18 protein-coding genes are annotated in these 18,006 nt (G+C 45.5%); 16 read left to right on the plus strand and 2 right to left on the minus strand.

Annotated elements, in window-relative coordinates:
- The first annotated feature begins 1 nt into the window (after window position 1).
- The 14 genes from ccsB (at window position 2) to AAC978_RS13855 (ending at window position 14,018) form a co-directional block, all read left to right on the plus strand.
- Window positions 2-856, plus strand: coding sequence for a c-type cytochrome biogenesis protein CcsB (gene ccsB / locus AAC978_RS13790; RefSeq protein WP_341548650.1), 855 nt, complete (start codon window positions 2-4; stop codon window positions 854-856).
- A 141-nt stretch (window positions 857-997) separates the two neighbouring features.
- Entirely contained in the window at window positions 998-1,636 is a 639-nt protein-coding gene (locus AAC978_RS13795; RefSeq protein ID WP_341548651.1) for a precorrin-2 dehydrogenase/sirohydrochlorin ferrochelatase family protein, read from the plus strand.
- Window positions 1,612-2,943 carry a glutamyl-tRNA reductase gene (gene hemA / locus AAC978_RS13800; protein ID WP_341548652.1) on the plus strand — a complete coding sequence of 444 codons (1,332 nt, stop codon included), beginning with the start codon at window positions 1,612-1,614 and terminating at the stop codon, window positions 2,941-2,943. The genes AAC978_RS13795 and hemA overlap by 25 nt, the downstream gene beginning before the upstream one ends.
- Window positions 2,944-2,955: 12 nt before the next feature.
- Entirely contained in the window at window positions 2,956-3,882 is a 927-nt protein-coding gene (hemC, locus tag AAC978_RS13805) for a hydroxymethylbilane synthase (protein WP_341548653.1), read from the plus strand.
- 39 nt (window positions 3,883-3,921) lie between these two features.
- The gene (gene cobA, locus AAC978_RS13810) at window positions 3,922-5,436 is read left to right on the plus strand and encodes a uroporphyrinogen-III C-methyltransferase (protein ID WP_341548654.1); all 1,515 of its coding nucleotides are present in this window, start codon (window positions 3,922-3,924) and stop codon (window positions 5,434-5,436) included.
- Window positions 5,433-6,608, plus strand: a complete 1,176-nt coding sequence (nirJ1, locus tag AAC978_RS13815; RefSeq protein ID WP_341548655.1) for a putative heme d1 biosynthesis radical SAM protein NirJ1 — start codon at window positions 5,433-5,435, stop codon at window positions 6,606-6,608. The genes cobA and nirJ1 overlap by 4 nt, the downstream gene beginning before the upstream one ends.
- 19 nt (window positions 6,609-6,627) lie before the next feature.
- Entirely contained in the window at window positions 6,628-7,608 is a 981-nt protein-coding gene (gene hemB / locus AAC978_RS13820; protein ID WP_341548656.1) for a porphobilinogen synthase, read from the plus strand.
- The gene (gene nirJ2, locus AAC978_RS13825) at window positions 7,605-8,603 is read left to right on the plus strand and encodes a putative heme d1 biosynthesis radical SAM protein NirJ2 (protein WP_341548657.1); all 999 of its coding nucleotides are present in this window, start codon (window positions 7,605-7,607) and stop codon (window positions 8,601-8,603) included. The genes hemB and nirJ2 overlap by 4 nt, the downstream gene beginning before the upstream one ends.
- Window positions 8,603-9,667, plus strand: coding sequence for a siroheme decarboxylase subunit beta (gene ahbB, locus AAC978_RS13830; RefSeq protein ID WP_341548658.1), 1,065 nt, complete (start codon window positions 8,603-8,605; stop codon window positions 9,665-9,667). Before nirJ2 ends, ahbB begins: the two co-directional genes overlap by 1 nt.
- Window positions 9,668-9,679: 12 nt before the next feature.
- Window positions 9,680-10,972 (plus strand): glutamate-1-semialdehyde 2,1-aminomutase, encoded by a 1,293-nt coding sequence (gene hemL, locus AAC978_RS13835; protein WP_341548659.1) that lies wholly within the window; start codon window positions 9,680-9,682, stop codon window positions 10,970-10,972.
- A gap of 24 nt (window positions 10,973-10,996) precedes the next feature.
- On the plus strand, window positions 10,997-11,281 hold the full coding sequence (locus AAC978_RS13840) for a hypothetical protein (protein ID WP_341548660.1): 285 nt from the start codon (window positions 10,997-10,999) through the stop codon (window positions 11,279-11,281).
- Window positions 11,282-11,547: 266 nt separating this feature from the next.
- A complete protein-coding gene (locus AAC978_RS13845; RefSeq protein WP_341548661.1) occupies window positions 11,548-12,315 on the plus strand; it encodes an SDH family Clp fold serine proteinase in 768 nt (255 codons plus the stop codon).
- A gap of 224 nt (window positions 12,316-12,539) precedes the next feature.
- Window positions 12,540-12,728, plus strand: a complete 189-nt coding sequence (gene tatA / locus AAC978_RS13850) for a twin-arginine translocase TatA/TatE family subunit (protein ID WP_341548662.1) — start codon at window positions 12,540-12,542, stop codon at window positions 12,726-12,728.
- A gap of 225 nt (window positions 12,729-12,953) precedes the next feature.
- Entirely contained in the window at window positions 12,954-14,018 is a 1,065-nt protein-coding gene (locus tag AAC978_RS13855; RefSeq protein ID WP_341548664.1) for a tetraprenyl-beta-curcumene synthase family protein, read from the plus strand.
- Window position 14,019: 1 nt separating this feature from the next.
- On the opposite strand, the gene AAC978_RS13860 is transcribed toward AAC978_RS13855, so the two are convergent.
- A complete protein-coding gene (locus tag AAC978_RS13860; RefSeq protein WP_341548665.1) occupies window positions 14,020-15,036 on the minus strand; it encodes a polyprenyl synthetase family protein in 1,017 nt (338 codons plus the stop codon).
- 173 nt (window positions 15,037-15,209) lie between these two features.
- On the opposite strand from AAC978_RS13860, the gene AAC978_RS13865 reads away from it, so the two are divergent.
- Window positions 15,210-15,947 (plus strand): SDR family NAD(P)-dependent oxidoreductase, encoded by a 738-nt coding sequence (locus AAC978_RS13865; RefSeq protein WP_341548683.1) that lies wholly within the window; start codon window positions 15,210-15,212, stop codon window positions 15,945-15,947.
- 104 nt (window positions 15,948-16,051) lie between these two features.
- On the opposite strand, the gene AAC978_RS13870 is transcribed toward AAC978_RS13865, so the two are convergent.
- Window positions 16,052-16,483, minus strand: a complete 432-nt coding sequence (locus AAC978_RS13870; RefSeq protein ID WP_341548666.1) for a CBS domain-containing protein — start codon at window positions 16,481-16,483, stop codon at window positions 16,052-16,054.
- Between the two features lie 137 nt (window positions 16,484-16,620).
- Here AAC978_RS13870 and larC point away from each other — a divergent pair, with 137 nt between their 5' ends.
- A complete protein-coding gene (gene larC, locus AAC978_RS13875) occupies window positions 16,621-17,820 on the plus strand; it encodes a nickel pincer cofactor biosynthesis protein LarC (protein WP_341548667.1) in 1,200 nt (399 codons plus the stop codon).
- The last annotated feature ends 186 nt before the right edge of the window (window positions 17,821-18,006 follow it).

The raw sequence follows: 18,006 nt of genomic DNA on the forward strand, positions 1-18,006 counted from the left end.
ATTGGGTGGATCCCTGGAGAATTTAGAAATTGTTATGTTTTACATCATGGTAATAGCTTTTGTGGTAAGCACTGTCTTATATTGGTTAGGAATGGCCATAAAAAAGGACATCATTAACCACTTGGCTACTTTTGCTGCCATTATCGGACTTATTGCCAATACCGGCGCTATTGTCTTACGTTGGGTTATTACCCAAAGACCACCATTGACCAATGGCTACGAATTTATTTTAACGTTCTGTTGGGGAATAGTCGCGATCTACTTATTTGTAGAGTTTCGCTATAAATTCAAAGCGCTGGGCAGTTTTGTGATGCCGGTACCCTTTCTATTGCTCATGTTTATCGTTATGAAGATGGGTCCCACCGAAAGAGTGTCGGGGGCTATCCCTCCGGCCTTGAAAAGTCAATGGTTGACCTTTCATGTATTTACAGCCATGCTGGCCTATGGAGCCTTTGCGATTTCCTTTGGTTTAGGGATTATGTATTTAATTAAAACCAGTGCCAATACTAACGAGAAGAATACCAAGGACTCTTGGTTAAGTCATTTTCCACACGAAAACGTTCTGGATGAGTTAGCATACAAAATGATTGGTTTCGCCTTCCCCATGCTGACACTGTGCATTGTGACCGGTGCTATTTGGGCAAACTATGCCTGGGGGACCTACTGGTCGTGGGATCCCAAAGAAACTTGGTCATTGATTACCTGGATTATTTATGCAGCATACCTTCACGCACGGCTGATGTATGGATGGAAGGGAAAGAGAGCTGCTTGGATGGCGATTATTGGCTTTGTAGCTGTACTGTTCACCTTCTTTGGCGTGAACTACTTACTCCCAGGGCTTCATTCTTACGCTTAATCAAGAGTTTGTTCATAATAACACTTAATGACCCCATAAGAAAATGATTGTTTTTAAGTTAGGTGTTTCGTTGTAAGATTAGATTAGAATTATTTATTAACTCGATCTTGATTGATAATATGAAGCGGGGGGTCTGAAAGAGTGTCACATTATTACCCCATTTATGTAGAGTTGCAGGATAAACCAGTTTTAGTCGTGGGCGGAGGGACAGTAGCATTCCGAAAAGTAATGACCCTCTTGGAGCATGGGGCCATCGTTCGCATCGTATCACCGAAGCTCAATCCAGAGATCAAAAGGCTGGTAGATGGTGTTCGATGTATATGGATAGATAAAGAATATGCTGCCGATGACTTACAGGATGCGCTGCTGATATTTTCCTGTACAGAAATCGAAGCGGTTAACGAGGCTGTTGCGGGGAATGCTAATGATGCTTTTCGTCTGATCAATGTGGTAGATGATCCGGATAAGTGTACCTTTATTGTGCCATCCATATTCGAGAGAGGGGATTTGAGCATTGCTGTCTCAACGGGCGGCAGCAGCCCTATCGTAGCTCGCCAGATCCGAGCTGAACTGGAAAAGTGTTATGGAGAGGCCTATAAGGATTATTTGGTATTGCTGAAAAGCTGGCGAAAAGATGTCAAAGACCAACTGACAGCTGAACAGAAGGAAAAGTTCTGGGCCCAGGTTACCGATGGTGGAGTACTTCAGCTTATAAAAAATGGTCAGCTTGATGACGCGAAGGGAGTAATGGAAAAGTGTTTCCGATCACTGTTGGCTTGAACCATAGAACGGCTCCAGTAGAGATTCGTGAGAAGGTTAGCTTTCATCCTTCGCAGGTTAACAAAGCCTTAGCTGAATTGAATACCCTCTCTGCCTTAAATGGCGTGGTCCTCTTGAATACATGTAACCGCTTGGAGATTTATGCAGCTACCCCTGAGGTTGAGTCAGGAGTTAGTGCCATTAGGAGTTTCCTCGCTCGACACGGGAATCTTCAAGAAGAAGACCTTAACCAATATCTTTATGTTCATGGCCTTTATGAATCAGTACGTCATTTGTTTCGAGTGGTTGCGGGCCTAGATTCCATGGTTATGGGAGAAACGCAAATTTTAGGTCAAGTGGCAGAGGCCTACGAAAGATCATCACAAATGAATGCGTCGAATAAGGTGATCCATACTATTTTTCAGAATGCTTTAGCTATTGGCAAAAGAGTACGTGCGGAGACACAAATCGACCAGCATCCCACTTCAGTTTCCTATACAGCGGTTGAACTCGCCAAGCAGACTTTTGGGGATGTGAAGGATAAAAGCATCCTGATCATGGGAGCAGGCGAAATGAGCGCCCTAACAGCCAAGCATCTTGTGGCTAACGGGGCATCTACTGTAATGGTCTCTAACCGATCATTTCAGCGGGCCCAAGCCCTTGCTGAAGAGTTTTCAGGAAAGGCCATCCCCTATGAAGATATCGATACAGCATTAGTTGAAACGGATATTGTCATTTCCGCAACAGCTGCCAACCACTTTGTTATTTTACCGGAACGCATGCGGCGAGTTATGAAATTGCGGGAATATAGATCCTTGTTGATGATTGATATAGCCGTTCCTAGGGATATTCACCCTGGTGTCAATGAATGTGAAGGCGTGACACTTTTTGATATCGATGATTTGCGTGGAGTGGTAGATGCACATCAAAAAGCTAGAGAAGAGGCGGCCATTCAGGCAGAAAAGATCCTTGAAGAAGAAATGAGCCGCTTCAAGAAGTGGCACAATTCTTTATTTGTCGTACCAACGATCATCGCTTTACAGCGTCGGGGTGAACAGGTTCGTGATGTAATGGTAAAGAATGCCCTTAATAAATTGGGACCCATCGATGCGAAGCAGGAGAAGGTGATCCGCACTATGGCTAACTCCATAATTACGCATCTTCTCCATCAACCCATAGCTAACTTGAAAGAAGTGGCCCATACTAGCCAAGGGCATCTATATACGGAAATATTACAAAACCTATTTGATCTGGACGTGGATCAGGAATCACCCCATGCAGGACGGAGTGTTCACCACGCAGTGGGTCATCATTCCAACCAAGGTTAAGAGGGGGAGCACATGCAGAAACTTAAGATTGGAACTCGAGATAGTCAGCTTGCACTTTGGCAAGCAGAATGGGTAAAAGATAAGTTGCAAGAGTTTTACCCAGAAGTGGATTTTCTACTTGTACCTATGAAAACAAAAGGGGATAAGATACTTGATGTTCCCCTAGCCAAAATTGGAGACAAAGGCCTTTTTACGAAAGAGCTGGAGATCGGCTTACTTAGCGGTGAAATTGATTGTGCAGTCCATAGCTTAAAAGATTTACCCACGGTTTTACCGACAGGTTTAGAAATTGCCGTCTTTTGTGAAAGAGAGGAGCCGAGGGATGTCTTCCTAAGTAGGGAGGGAATACAGCTAGCTGACTTGCCTTCCGGCTCAATCATTGGCACCAGTAGCTTAAGACGCAAAGCCCAGTTACAGAACTATCGTAGCGATTTGAATTTTGCTGATTTAAGAGGGAATCTGCAAACCCGTTGGCGCAAATTGCAGGAATCGTCTATGGCCGGAATTGTACTGGCAGCTGCCGGAGTTATACGATTGGGCTGGGAAGAGCGCATCACAGAATATATACCCCAAGACTTAATGCTTTCGGCCGTTGGACAAGGGGCGATTGCTATAGAAGTTGCCTCACATCGTGAGGACGTACGCGATTTGCTCTCGGCACTGAATCACCGGGAAACCGAGCGTGCAGTCAGAGCAGAGCGGGCCCTCCTTCTTTGCTTGGAGGGAGGTTGTCAGATCCCAATCGGAGCTCTGGCCGTCACGGATGCTCAACAGATAACTCTCAAGGGAATGGTTGCCTCCTTGGATGGGCAACGAATTTTAAAGGTCACATTATCGGGAGATGATCCCGAGAAACTAGGAAAAGAAGCCGCTGAAGCACTTATTGCTCAGGGGGCTATGGATATATTAAGCGAGATTCGAACTAGCTTAGACCAATGAGCGTAGCTTAACATATTAATTGGATTGGAGTGTTCTAATTTGGACAAGGGATATGTCTATTTAGTCGGTGCCGGGCCGGGAGACCCGAAATTAATTACAGTCAAGGGTTCTGAGTGCATCGCGAAAGCTGATGTGCTTATTTATGATCGCCTAGCCTCTCGCCGCCTTTTAACTCTAGCACGTCCCGATTGTGAGCTCATCTATGTTGGTAAATCTCCTGATCGGCATACCCTGCGTCAGGAAGAAATCAATGCTCTTTTGGTGCAAAAGGGATTAGAAGGAAAGATTGTCACACGTTTGAAGGGTGGAGATCCTTTTGTTTTTGGGCGGGGGGGAGAAGAGGCTGAAGACCTTCTTAAAGCGGGTATACCATTTGAAGTTGTCCCAGGCGTTACTTCGGCGATCTCAGTACCTGCTTATGCCGGTATTCCCGTAACCCATCGTGATTTAACCTCTTCCTTCGCAGTGATTACCGGACATGAAGATCCGACAAAAAACAGCTCGGCTTTGGCGTGGGAGCATTTGTCGACAGCCCATGGAACCCTGATCTTTTTGATGGGCATGGAAAATTTAGCCTTGATTGCTTCTAAACTTATCGAAAATGGCCGTTCACCCTCTACCCCGGTAGGGATCATTCAATGGGGCACTCGACCTGAACAGAAGGTTCTTGTGGGTGAACTTCATAATATTGCTGAACTAGTAAAGACTGAAGGATTTACGAATCCTTCAATTATTATTGTCGGAGAGGTTGTTCAATTAAGAGAGAAACTACAATGGTTTGAAAAGAAACCTCTTTTTGGACAGCGGATTATTGTGACTCGAGCTAGACACCAGGCAAGTGCCCTTTCGCAAGGGATTGAGGATCTTGGTGGGGAACCTTGGGAATTTCCGGCGATTGAAATTGCTCCGCCAACCGACCCTAAGCAGATGATTGATGCAATTAAAAACTTGAAGCGTTTTGAATGGGTTATCTTTACTAGTGTTAACGGGGTGGAAGAATTTTTCAAAACCTTAACACAGCAGGGTAAAGACGTACGGGATTTATTTGGTATGGATATTGTGGCGATCGGTCCGGCGACCAGAGATGCGCTTGAGAAGCGCTGCCTGAAGGTTTCCTTTGTACCTGAAGAATACCGGGCAGAAAAAATCATTGAAGGACTGGCCAGCCGAGTTCTCCCAGGCCAAAGTGTCTTGTTAGCAAGAGCTGAGGAAGCCCGGGATATTCTTCCTGAGTCTTTGAAAGCTCTTGGGGCAGATGTCTGGGATGTTCCTGCCTATCGAACGGTACTTGGCGATGCTAATAAGGAAGAACTGCAAAACCTCTTGAAGGAAAAGGCAGTATCTGCGGTTACCTTTACAAGCTCCTCAACAGTTCGCAATTTTATGCAATTGATTGATGGCGAAAAAAGCCTCTTAGATGGGGTGAAGCTTTATTCGATCGGCCCGATTACCAGTAAGACCGCGACAGAATGTGGCTTGACTATCGATGCCGAAGCAAAGCAGTATACAATTAAAGGGCTTCTTGAGGCTCTCGCCGGGAGGGGAAAAGAATGATCAGTGTAACCAAATTGCTGTTTAATACAGAATACTTCGGAGACTCTCTGCGCTACACTAAAGGCGCCAAGGGTTCGCTGCATGGCACGACGGCTGGCTCCGGCCCGGTAGTCGTCTGGAATTCTACACGTACCTGTAACCTAAAGTGTGTTCACTGTTATATGGAATCCGATGCCCAGAAATACCAAGGTGAACTAACAACGGAAGAAGCCAAACGCTTTATTGATGATTTAGCTGACTTTAGAGTACCTGTGCTCCTGTTCTCGGGAGGGGAGCCTTTAATTCGTCCTGACTTTTTTGAGCTGGCAGAATATGCGGCCGCCAAGGGTATCCGGCCAACCCTTTCCACCAATGGGACCTTGATTACCCGAGAAGTAGCACAACGGATTAAAAACATTGGCGTCGGTTATGTAGGGATCTCTTTGGATGGGTTGCGGGAGGTCAATGATCAATTCCGTGGCAAAGTAGGGGCGTTTCAAGCTGCTATGGAGGGTATTCAGAATTGTGTTGCCGTGGGACAACGGGTAGGTCTTCGTTTTACCATTAACAGCCATAATTTTAATGAGCTAGATAAAATTTTTGATTTTATTGAAGAAGAGAATATTAATCGTGTCTGTTTCTATCACCTGGTCTACTCTGGACGAGGCAATCAAATGATTAAAGAGGACGTCTCACCCGAGCAGTCCAGGCAAGCCATGGAGACAATTGTTCGTCGCACCATCGACTTTGAAGAGCGGGGCTTAAAGAAAGAGATATTGACCGTGGATAACCACTGTGACGGCGTCTATCTCTATCTGCGAACTTTGCAGAAAGACCCGGTGAAGGCCCAGGAGGTCAAGGAATTAATCAGTATGAATGGCGGAAATCGTTCAGGGATTGCCTTTGCTGAAGTAGATCCTCTCGGCTATGTCCATCCGGACCAATTTACCCAACATATCACCTTTGGCAACGTCCGCGAACGGAAATTTGGAGATATTTGGACTGATCTTTCCCATCCAATTTTGGCGGGGTTAAAGGATCGCAAACCTCTTCTCAAAGGACGTTGCTCGAAATGCCAATATCTAAACAACTGTAACGGCAATTTCCGTACCCGCGCAGAGGCGGTGACCGGAGACTTCTGGGAATCCGATCCAGCCTGCTACTTGACCGATGAAGAGATCGGGATCGTATAATAGGGATGGAGGGGCTTGAATGAACCTAATTAATCGACCACGCAGATTAAGAAGCAGTGAAGCTATACGTAGAATGGTTCGGGAGAATCATGTTCGCATTGAGGACTTGATTTACCCGATGTTTGTCATGTTCGGAGAGAAAAAGAAGATACCCGTTTCCTCGATGCCCGGAGTGTATAATTACTCGCTAGATGAGTACCTACTGGCTCTAAAAGAGGTAGCTGAAGCAGGAATTCCGGCAATTCTACTCTTTGGTATTCCCGAGGTGAAGGATGAAGTCGGTACGGGGGCTTACGACCACCATGGCATCATTCAAGAGGCGGTTCGCTTAACCAAGCTTCATTATCCCAATCTTTATGTCATTACAGATGTTTGTCTTTGCGAATACACTGATCATGGACACTGTGGAATTATTCAAGAGGGGAAGGTTCTCAATGATCCTACCCTAAAATTGCTCGCTCAGACTGCAGTATCCCATGCTGAGGCCGGAGCAGATATGGTAGCTCCTTCCGATATGATGGATGGTCGAGTTGCGGCTATTCGAGAGGCTTTAGATGATGAGGGATATAGCCATATTCCCATTATGTCTTACTCGGCTAAATTTGCCTCAGCATTCTATGGACCTTTTCGTGAAGCAGCCGGTTCCACTCCGCAATTTGGCGATCGCCGTACTTATCAGATGGATCCACCCAATGGTAATGAAGCCATGCTGGAGACGGCTTTGGATATCGAAGAGGGAGCGGATATTATCATCGTCAAGCCAGCCCTTGCCTATGGTGATATCACTTATCGAACGAAGGAACAGTTCGGACTACCTGTTGCAGCTTATAATGTGAGCGGGGAGTACGCCATGGTTAAAGCCGCTGCTGAGAAGGGTTGGATCGACGAAAAGCGTGTCGTCATGGAAAGTCTGGTTAGTATGAAACGAGCCGGGGCAGATCTTATCATCACCTACCATGCGCTTGATGCAGCACGCTGGATTAAGGAGGATCAGTTATGATTGTTTCCTGGAATACAACGAACGCCTGTAATATGTATTGCGATCATTGTTATCGAGATGCAGGTTGTAAGGCCGATGAGGAATTAAACACGAGTGAGGCAAAAACTCTTCTTGAACAGATTGCCAAAGCAGGCTTTAAAATAATGATTTTTAGCGGTGGAGAGCCTCTGATGCGCCCTGATATCGTGGAGTTAGTAGCTCATGCCACTTCTTTAGGCTTACGTCCGGTTTTTGGTACCAATGGGACATTGATTACCGTCGACATGGCTCGCCGTCTGAAAGAGGCTGGGGCTATGGGCATGGGAATTTCGTTAGATTCCTTATCCATCGAAAAACACAATGAATTCCGCAAGTACCCTCGCGCTTGGGAAGAAGCTGTCCAAGGTATGCGCAACTGTCGTGAAGTAGGACTTCCTTTCCAAATCCATACCACGGTGATGGATTGGAACCGCCATGAATTGGAAGCTATCACTGATTTTGCTGTGGCTGAAGGGGCTGTCGCCCATCATTTCTTTTTCCTTGTGCCGACAGGAAGAGCAGTTTCCATCGAAGAGGAATCACTGCGGGCTGAGGAATATGAAGATGCCTTAACCCGTATTATGAAAAAGCAACAAGAGGTCGATATTGAGCTTAAGCCTACCTGTGCCCCTCAGTTTATGCGGATTGCCAAGCAAATGGGGGTTAATACTCGCTTTGGCCGAGGCTGCTTGGCCGGTACCTCTTATTGCATCATCAACCCCAAGGGCCAGGTACAGCCCTGCGCTTATCTTAATATCCCCCTTGGCGATGTGCGCGAGACTCCTTTTGATGAGCTTTGGAAAAACCATCAGGTACTTAATGAACTGCGCACCTTGGACTACAAAGGCGGCTGTGGGGTCTGTGAATACAAAAGAATTTGTGGAGGCTGTCGAGCCCGAGCTGCTTATTATGAACAAGGAGATTATATGGCAGAAGAGCCCTGGTGCCTGTATCATGGGCGTAAGGGGGTAAAATAATGGATGCTCTCGACCGCGATTTGCTGAATATCGTGCAAACGGATTTTCCTGTCACAGGCCGTCCCTACGAGACTTTAGCCAATCTCACCGGGACCACAGAGCAAGAAGCGTGGCAAAGAATTCAATTCCTTCGCCGGGAGGGGATTATTCGTCGTTTGGGAGGGGTGTTTGACTCCCATCGTCTGGGGTATAAAAGTACTTTGTGTGCCGCCAAAGTGCAGGAGGATAAAATTCAAATCCTCACGGATTTGCTTATGGGAATACCAGGGGTGACTCATAATTACCTGCGGAACCACGCTTATAATATTTGGTTTACCCTCATCGCCCCTTCCCAAAGAGAAGTAGAGAAGACGCTCACGACCATCAAGGGGATAATTGGTACGGAAGAAGTATATTCATTACCGGCCCAGCGTTTGTTTAAGATTAGTGTAGACTTTGATTTCAATTCCGAAGATGATGCTGAGGATAGTGCCGACATGGCAAACAAAGGTGAGAAAGATGGTCTTCAGCGAAATGCGGGAGCAGAGTCAGGGGAGGAATCTTCCACGAGTAGTCCTCGTGGTTCAGCAATACTTGAACCCTACCCAGTAGATGAAGCGGACAAATTGTTAATTCGGGAACTGCAGGGAAATATTCCCGAATCCTTGACGCCTTTCGCTGAGATAGCCGAAAACTTAGCTTGGTCAGAAAATAAGGTGCTGGAAAGGGTCGAGAGTTTGCAAAGAAACAAGGTGCTGCGCCGTTTTGGAGCTGTCCTTCGTCACCAAAAGGCCGGATTTACTGCTAATGCCATGGGCGTATGGCAGGTCCCTGAAGAAAAAGCGGAGGAGATCGGAAAAATTATGGCCACCTTTCGCGAAGTAAGTCATTGTTATCAAAGACCAACTCTTGCTGATTGGCCTTATAACATGTTTACCATGATTCATGCTCGTTCGAAAGAGGAGTGTGGCGAAGTGATGGTGAATATTTCCCGAGCCACGGGGATCAAAGATTATTCGATGCTTTTTAGTATTAAAGAGTTGAAAAAGAGCAGCATGCAATATTATAGGGAAGAAGACGATTAGGAGGGTTTAATCTTGAGTTTCCAAGACAAACGTAGTAAAGAAGCCTTTGCCCGGGCTAATTCTGTCCTGCCTGGTGGGGTGAATTCTCCGGTCAGGGCTTATAAATCCGTGGGGCGGGAGCCTGTGTTTATCGAGCGCGGGCAGGGTGCACGATTATGGGATATTGACGGAAACTCCTACTTGGACTATGTTCTGTCTTGGGGTCCGTTGATTCTTGGACATGCCCATCCGGTGGTCGTCGAAGCAATTAAGGCGGCTGCTGAACGTGGGACCAGTTATGGTGCTCCTACAGAAATTGAAACAGATCTTGCCGAAGAAGTAATCAAAGCGTTTCCTTCCATGGAGATGGTGCGAATGGTAAACTCCGGGACAGAGGCCACCATGAGTGCCCTGCGTTTAGCCCGCGGTGTGACGGGAAGGAATAAGATTGTAAAATTCGAGGGGTGCTATCATGGACACGGCGATTCCCTGCTGATTAAGGCCGGTAGCGGGGCCTTGACCTTTGGAGTGCCTACTTCCCCAGGTGTACCGACCTCTATCGCCTCAGAGACCCTTTCAGCTCAATACAATGATTTAGAAGGATTAGCTGAAATCTTTAAACTCTACGGGGAAGATATTGCAGCAGTGATTGTGGAGCCCGTCGCCGGCAATATGGGGGTTGTTTTGCCTCAACCTGGCTTCTTAGAGGGTTTACGTCGGCTGACTGAAGAATATGGCAGTTTACTTATACTTGACGAAGTCATGACAGGCTTTAGAGTGAGTTATGGAGGAGCTCAGGGACGATTCAATATCGATCCGGATTTAACTTGCTTAGGTAAAATTATCGGTGGAGGATTACCGGTGGCAGCCTATGGCGGTAAAAGAAAATACATGGAGCAGGTAGCACCCAGTGGTCCTATTTATCAAGCTGGAACCTTATCCGGAAATCCTTTGGCCATGGCCGCCGGACTTGCTACTTTGCGGCTATTGCAAAAAGATGGGGTCTATGAGGAACTGGAACGCAAGACCACCCGTTTAGCTGAGGGTTTACAAACTATTGCTCAAGAACTACAGCTCCCGATCTGGGTGAATTCCGTCGGAGCCATGTTCTCTGCTTTCTTTACTAGTCAGCCGGTCATCGACTTTAAGAGTGCCTGTACCTCTGATAGTGAACGCTTTGCAGCATTCTTTCGTGGGATGTTAGAAAAAGGAGTCTATTTAGCGCCAAGCCAATATGAAGCAGTCTTCCTTTCTACTGCTCACAGTGATGCTGATCTAGACTATACCTTAGAACAGGCCAAGGATGTTCTTAAATCCTTGCGCTAGACTCGCTTAAAGGAGATTGATTCAATGGAAGGGAAGAAAGTACTACGAGCACTGATTACTCTAGGTCTTTTGGTTGCCTTGATTACTGTCATTATCGTCTCCCAAGGCCATGATCCGAATAACCCGCATGCTTCAATTCCGAAGGAGGAGTGGCTTCGTGGGGAAAAGGGTCATGGATTTGCGGTGCTTAATAATCAAAATCCCCAAGAGCAGTGTTATGAATGCCATGCAAAGCAAGGATTAGGTGGGAAGGCCTATTGCCAATCTTGCCACGACCAATCCGGTGTGAATTATAATTTACCAGATTGAGTCTTTGATGCCTAGAAATATTAATTCTCAAACTAAGTTGCCAGTGTGTGAAGCCATAACAATAAGAAACCGCCTGGAATTGCGTGGAATTACGTAATTCTTAGGCGGTTTCTTACACTTAAGGCCTTGACCGTAGGTTAAGGACACATGGGCAATAGGACAAGATTTGAGGAAGCAGGACTTTTGATTAATATTTGGCAAAGCGTCACAGGGATTATGATTGTGGAATAATATGGAATATAATTTTGGCTGCGTGGGGGTATCTTATGAAAACGGATGAAAGAATTCATTATCTAGATCGGCTCGAACAACTTAGAGGTTCAAAGGTATTAGTCTATTTTGCTTATACACCTCTGGACGATAGCATTCTGGTGCCCCTCTACGAGCAACTTAAAGTTATCGGTCATACGGAGAAAATTGATCTACTTTTGCACAGCTATGGAGGAGCGGTAGACACTCCGTATAAGGTTGTCATGCTGGTTCGTGAATTTTGTAATGAGTTTGGAGTGATTGTTCCCTTTGTGGCCAAATCCGCGGCCTCAATGCTAGTTTTAGGTGCCGATGAGGTTGTAATGGGACCTTTCTCTGAGCTCGGGCCGATAGATCCACTCGTTAAGCATCCTGTGTATAAGGATCTTTGGGTACCGGTCCAAGCCATACGGTATTGCATTGATTATCTGCAACGCTCTATCGAAGATAACCCTAACCCTGAGTTGGTTACCGGAATTATCACCCCGATGTTAAACAAGCTTGATCCTTGGTTAATCGGCGACTATGAGAAGGCTCTCAAAGCCTCTCATCAATACGCAGAAGCACTTTTATCTCGGTATATGTTAAAGGAAACCCCCGAACTCGTTCCAATCGTAACGCAAGCTTTAACTGAAGGGTATTTCTCACATGGTTACCCCATCGGACGTCAAGAGGCGAAAGAATTAGGACTTAGGGTAACAGAAGCAGAGGGCGAGCTTTGGGATGTCATCTGGAGTTTATATCGAGGCTATGAAGAGCTTTTTAGTCATACAAGTGATAAGTGAGTTGTCTGTCTGTGAACAGTGAGCCTAAAAGAGGCTCATTTTTGCGATATCCAATTAAATCATATTGAAAAAATGGACACAATCATGTACGATAATTGGTAGAGAGATAATTGTAATAATATTTACGTACTCTTGGGTTTTATTAAGATTTTTGTTTTAGTTTATTTATTAAGATTTTGTTGTAGCTATTAGTTGTGGTATAGTGAGATTAGGGAGGTGTGGAGATGCTTGTGACCTTTGGTATGGTAACCCCAACGGTGATGATTATTGTCTTAATTATTGCATTAGTAATTTTTGGACCTGGAAAGCTCCCTGAATTAGGTAAAGCCTTAGGCAGAGGAATTTCGGAATTTAAATCAGCAACCAATGGCGAAGAAGAAAAGAAAGATAGTGTAGAAAGTAAGGAAGTTTAAGAAGTTTAAGATAAGAAGTCTTAGGTATTCTAGGAACGGGAAGGGCAGACAGCTGATCAAGCTGTCTGCCCTTCCTGTTTTGTTGTTTTGTTGTTTTTGCGAGAAATGGGCTCTGGTGATTAGGGGCTGGGGTACTGGTTAAACTAGCTATAGAATTAAGGGTTCGATCATAGCATGCAACTCAAATAGGGAGCACTGAATCGAACCCATTAAGGGAGTGTCTTCGTGGAGATCGCTAAGCAAGTATCTAATCCCCGGTTGATATATTCATTTGTTAAAACAGTGTTTCCTGAGGTGAAGACCCAGTTACAAAATTGGGAGCACAGAGCAAACCTTTGCCCAGATAAGGTATTGACGGATCAAGCAATCGCCAGTATTAGTCATAAAGAATTTCACTGTCTAGGCGGTAGTATTTATGCTTTGTATCCCGGCGTAAGAACCAAGGAGGTCATTGAGTTTGTGGTGGCCTACCAAACCATCAGTGACTATCTGGATAATCTGGTCGATGCCTTAGAAATACAAGATGAAATAGCTTTTGGACAATTGCATCTGGCCATGACGGAAGCTTTGGATGACAAAGCTGAGTGCTCGGATTATTACGCCTATTATCCATATCATGCGGATGGTGGTTATCTTAAAGCGCTCGTCCAGTCCTGTCAGCGGAGGGTGAGAGATCTGCCTTCCTATCCTAAAGTTAAGCCTCTCATGCTAGGGTTGGCAGAGCTTTATTCTATGCTTCAAACGACTAAGCATCTTCATCCATCTGTACGTGAAGAGAAAATGTTAAGCTGGTTGAATCAGCGTATGTGCAATTATCCCGATCTATCCCCTTGGGAGCTGGCGGCAGCTACGGGATCAACCTTAGGGATTTTTTATCTCTTTGCCCTTGCCTACAGTCCGGATTTAACTAAGAAGGAAGCGGAGCAAGCAAAGAATGCTTACTTCCCCTGGATTGCTGGGTTACATATACTCTTGGATTATTTTATCGACTTAGAAGAAGATAGAGAAACCGCTCAATTGAATTTTGTGGAGTATTATGCTTCGCCAAGGGAGCGTGAAGAACGGCTGAAGCATTTTGTGGAAGTTTCCTCCTTGCAAGCAAAGGGGCTAAGCTATCCTAAATTTCATGAAGCGATCGTTCAGGGATTATTAGCGATGTACCTATCCGATCCGAAAGGAAATTCCGAAGAATGTGCTCAGGTCACCGAAAGTTTGATAGGGGTTGGGGGGATGAAGGTCAGGATTCTCTATTGGATATGTAGCCAATTGCGTGGCAAGGGGAAGCTGTGAACTAAGCCTTACGATAAAGGATAGTCTGAGTGAGCTTGATGAGGAAAGTTTTGGCTGATGAAGCGGGAAGAGAATTTAAGGAGGCTACTGCTGTCTGGGCACAATGCAAGGCCGCGCTAAAGGCCTCATCCAGTGCTTCCGAAGAGATTAAAGCTTGCAGAATTCTTTCACTATCCCGGGGAGATAGCTCCTTTTTCTGGAGAATTTCTGCCGCCCAAGGACCATAGAGGGGCTTTTCTAAAAGATAGATCATCGGTAAGGTAATATTGCCGTTACTGAGGTCGGCAGCCACGGGCTTCCCGGTAACATAGGGATTACCGGTGAAATCCAGAATGTCGTCGATGATTTGATAAGCATAACCGAGATTCATTCCATAAAGGCCCATGGAATCAATATCTGTTTGACTCACGCCGGCACTGGCAGCACCGCAGGCACAACAGCTGGACAAAAGGATTCCGGTTTTTTGAGCGATTCGGGTAAAGTATTGGTTAGAGTCAACTGTCAGATTAAAGTGGTCGGAAGCCTGTTGAACCTCCCCGTCACACATGGACTGAATGGCGTCCACAAGATAGGACATGCAGGTGTGCAGATGTTTATTCGCTAAGATGCGAAAGGCTTCGGCAAAGACATAATCGCCGGCGAGAACGGCAATCTGATTTCCTTGTTGGGCATTGATTGTCTGGACCCCTCGCCTTAGCTCTGAAAAGTCAATCACATCATCATGAATAAGAGAGGCCATATGGATCAATTCGGCAGCGACAGCGGCATCAATAGTGGCTAAATTGAGATTGCCAAAGCACTGAGCACTCTGAAGTGTTAACAGTGGTCTCAACCGCTTCCCCCCCGAGGAGAGCAGTTGAAGACAGGAGTCTTTGATCGTGCTATCAGCTCGCTGAAAGGATTCTCGTAGCTTTTCTTCGACAATGAGTAATTCGGGAAAAGAAATAACGGGATCAGAAGCTGGAGCTTCTACTCCCGTTAACATCGAAGGCGAATCTGCGGAGGTTAAGGGTGCCATATCAAAAGAAGCCAATGAAATCAGTCCTTTGCGTATTCTTTTTATTAGTATTCCATGGCTGAGTAAAAGGATACGTGAAAGGCGATTCCAGTCTAGAATATCCTTGAACGGCTACTCTTTCTAGGCTATACTGGAAAATAAGCTCTTGATAGCGAACTAAGGAGGTACAGATGATGTTACAAGGTAAAACAGCCCTGATTACTGGGGGGGCCACAGGAATTGGTCGAGCAATCGCCTTAAAGCTTGCTCAGGAGGGCGTTCATATTGCGATTAATTATTCGCGTTCTTTGGATGATGCGAAAAAAGCTCGCGATGAAATTAAGGAGTTAAATGTATCCTGTCGTATCTATAAGGCCAATGTGGCAAAGGATCAGGAAGTCAGGGAGATGGTCAAGGAAGTGATCGAGGATTTTGGGCAACTAGATATCCTCGTGAATAGTGCAGGGATGACCTATTTTGTACAGCATGCTGATCTGGAAGGTATGCAGGATGAGTATTGGGACGAAATTTTCAGTGTAAATGTCAAAGGGGTATTTAATGTCTGCCGTGCGGCGGCGGAAGCCTTAAAAATGCAAAAAGGCTGTATCGTGAACATAACATCCATTGCCGGGCTGACAGGATTGGGGAGTTCCATCGCTTATTGTGCATCCAAGGCAGCGGAAATAAGTGTCACAAAGTCCCTAGCAAGAGTTCTCGCTCCCGAAGTTCGTGTTAATTCAGTTGCTCCCGGAGTCGTTTTGACCCGTTGGATAAAAGGCAATGAAGATCATATCACGAGAATGGCGGAAGGAACACCTTTACAAAGGGTATGCACCCCGGAAGATGTGGCAGAAGTTGCCTATTCTCTGATCGCTCAAGCAGGCTTTGTTACTGGACAAACCTGGGTGGTCGATGGAGGCAACTTTATCTGATGCTCGTAGGCTCTGTTCTTGCTTTTTGTAAGGTATCTAAAAAGGCATCCTTATTGTTTTACACAATGAGGGATGCCTTTTTCGCTAATACTATTCATCTGTAGCTACATATCATTTGGTTCATATGATTCCAGCTTACCCAAGGCTTTAGAGCAAAATTCAAGGATTTCCCGGCGGCGTACGATGCCAATGAAAATTTGCTGGTCATCCACCACAGGAATAAAGTTTTGTTCCACAGCCCGAGAGATAAGGTCTTCCATACGGGCGTTGATCGATACGGGTTGGTTTTGAGTATGTTGCTCGACAGCGGTGAGTCGAATCGTTTGGGTGTTATGAAACTCAAGACCGGGAGTGTTTTTGAGCTTCCATAAAAGATCCCCTTCAGTGATCGTTCCCTTATAACAGCCCTGCTCATCGATTAGAGGGATTGCTGAATAACGGTGGAATTCCATCTTCTCGATTGCTTGGCGCATGGTAGAATCGATTTTTAGGTATACCACATCTTGTTTTGGTATTAAAAAAAATGCGACATTCATTGACGTGACCACTCCTCTTTAATAAAAAAGAAAGAAAAATGGGAGGATTCGACCTTAAGAAGGCAGAATATTATCAGCCTGACCTAGTATAGTGTAGCGAAATACAAATTGCAAGAAAATTTCTAAGGAGATTTGATATGAAAGTAGCATATTTGGATTGCTTCTCGGGAATTAGCGGCGACATGCTCTTAGGAGCTCTGGTAGATGTAGGATTGGATTTTCAGCTTTTGCAAAGAGATTTAGCGGGTTTAGGCTTGGACGAATATGAGCTCTATGAGCAAAAAGTGATTAAGCAGGGAATCAGCGGTACTAAGGTGCAGGTCCTGTCCTTGGAGGGACATGTCCATCGGCACCTAACAGATATCCAAGACATCATTCTACGAAGCTCCTTGCCAAATCCGGTTAAAGACAAAAGTCTGGCAATCTTTACACACTTAGGGGAAGCAGAAGCAAAAATCCACGGAACCACCGTCGAGCAGATCCACTTTCATGAAGTTGGAGCAGTGGATGCTATTGTGGATATCGTCGGGGCCGTCATAGGCTTCTGGCGTTTAGGAATAGAAAAGGTTTTTTCTTCATCTGTCCATGTTGGAAAAGGCTTTGTCAATGCTGCTCATGGACTCTTACCTGTACCGGCACCTGCAACACTGGAATTATTGCGGGGAGTGCCGATTTACTCTCGTGATATCGAGGGAGAACTTGTTACCCCCACCGGAGCTGCCCTGTTGACAGCTTATTGTCAGGACTTTGGTTCGATTCCTTTAGTCAAGGTAGATCGAATAGGCTATGGGGCGGGAGAAAAAGATTTGAGCATTCCCAACCTCTTGAGGTTGACCATCGGCGAGCTCGAGGTGAGTGAAAATGAGACGTACCACGGGGTCAAAGAGGGGAAGGCCATGACTGTTGAGGCCAATATTGATGATATGAACCCTGAATTTTATGATTATCTTTATGAGAAACTCTTTAGAGCTGGCGCCATGGATGTCTATATGCAAGCCATCCAGATGAAAAAGAATCGCCCTGCAGTGATGTTGACGGTGCAAATCCCACCAGACAAGCTATCCGCAATTCGTCAGATTCTCTTTGCCGAGACGACAACCCTAGGCATACGGGTCTACCCAATTAAGAAATATATGCTTCCTTATGAGTTTATCACATTAGAAACAAAATATGGTTCTGCTAAAGCAAAAATTGCATCTTTAGAAGGAAAAGTTTGCACAATAAGCCCGGAATATGAGGATTGTCGTAAGCTTGCCCAGCTGTCAGGGGAGCCGCTTAAGCATGTTTATGATGAGCTTAAAGAAAGGGCAAAGCAGGAGATCAATAAAATTCGCTGAGCTGTCAAACCGGGTAACCCATGTCAGTGCACTCAGGGTACCTTATCGCAGAATAATTAAAAAACTCCTTGAATATTCAAGGAGTTAAATTCTTATATGGTGCGGTCGAGAGGACTTGAACCTATATACCCCATCCTCTAAACCCTTGGTATCACTGGATTTGCGGGACCCTGACGGAATCTTGAC

The sequence above is a fragment of the Desulfitobacterium sp. THU1 genome (genome assembly GCF_038181555.1).
Lineage (GTDB): Bacteria > Bacillota > Desulfitobacteriia > Desulfitobacteriales > Desulfitobacteriaceae > Desulfitobacterium.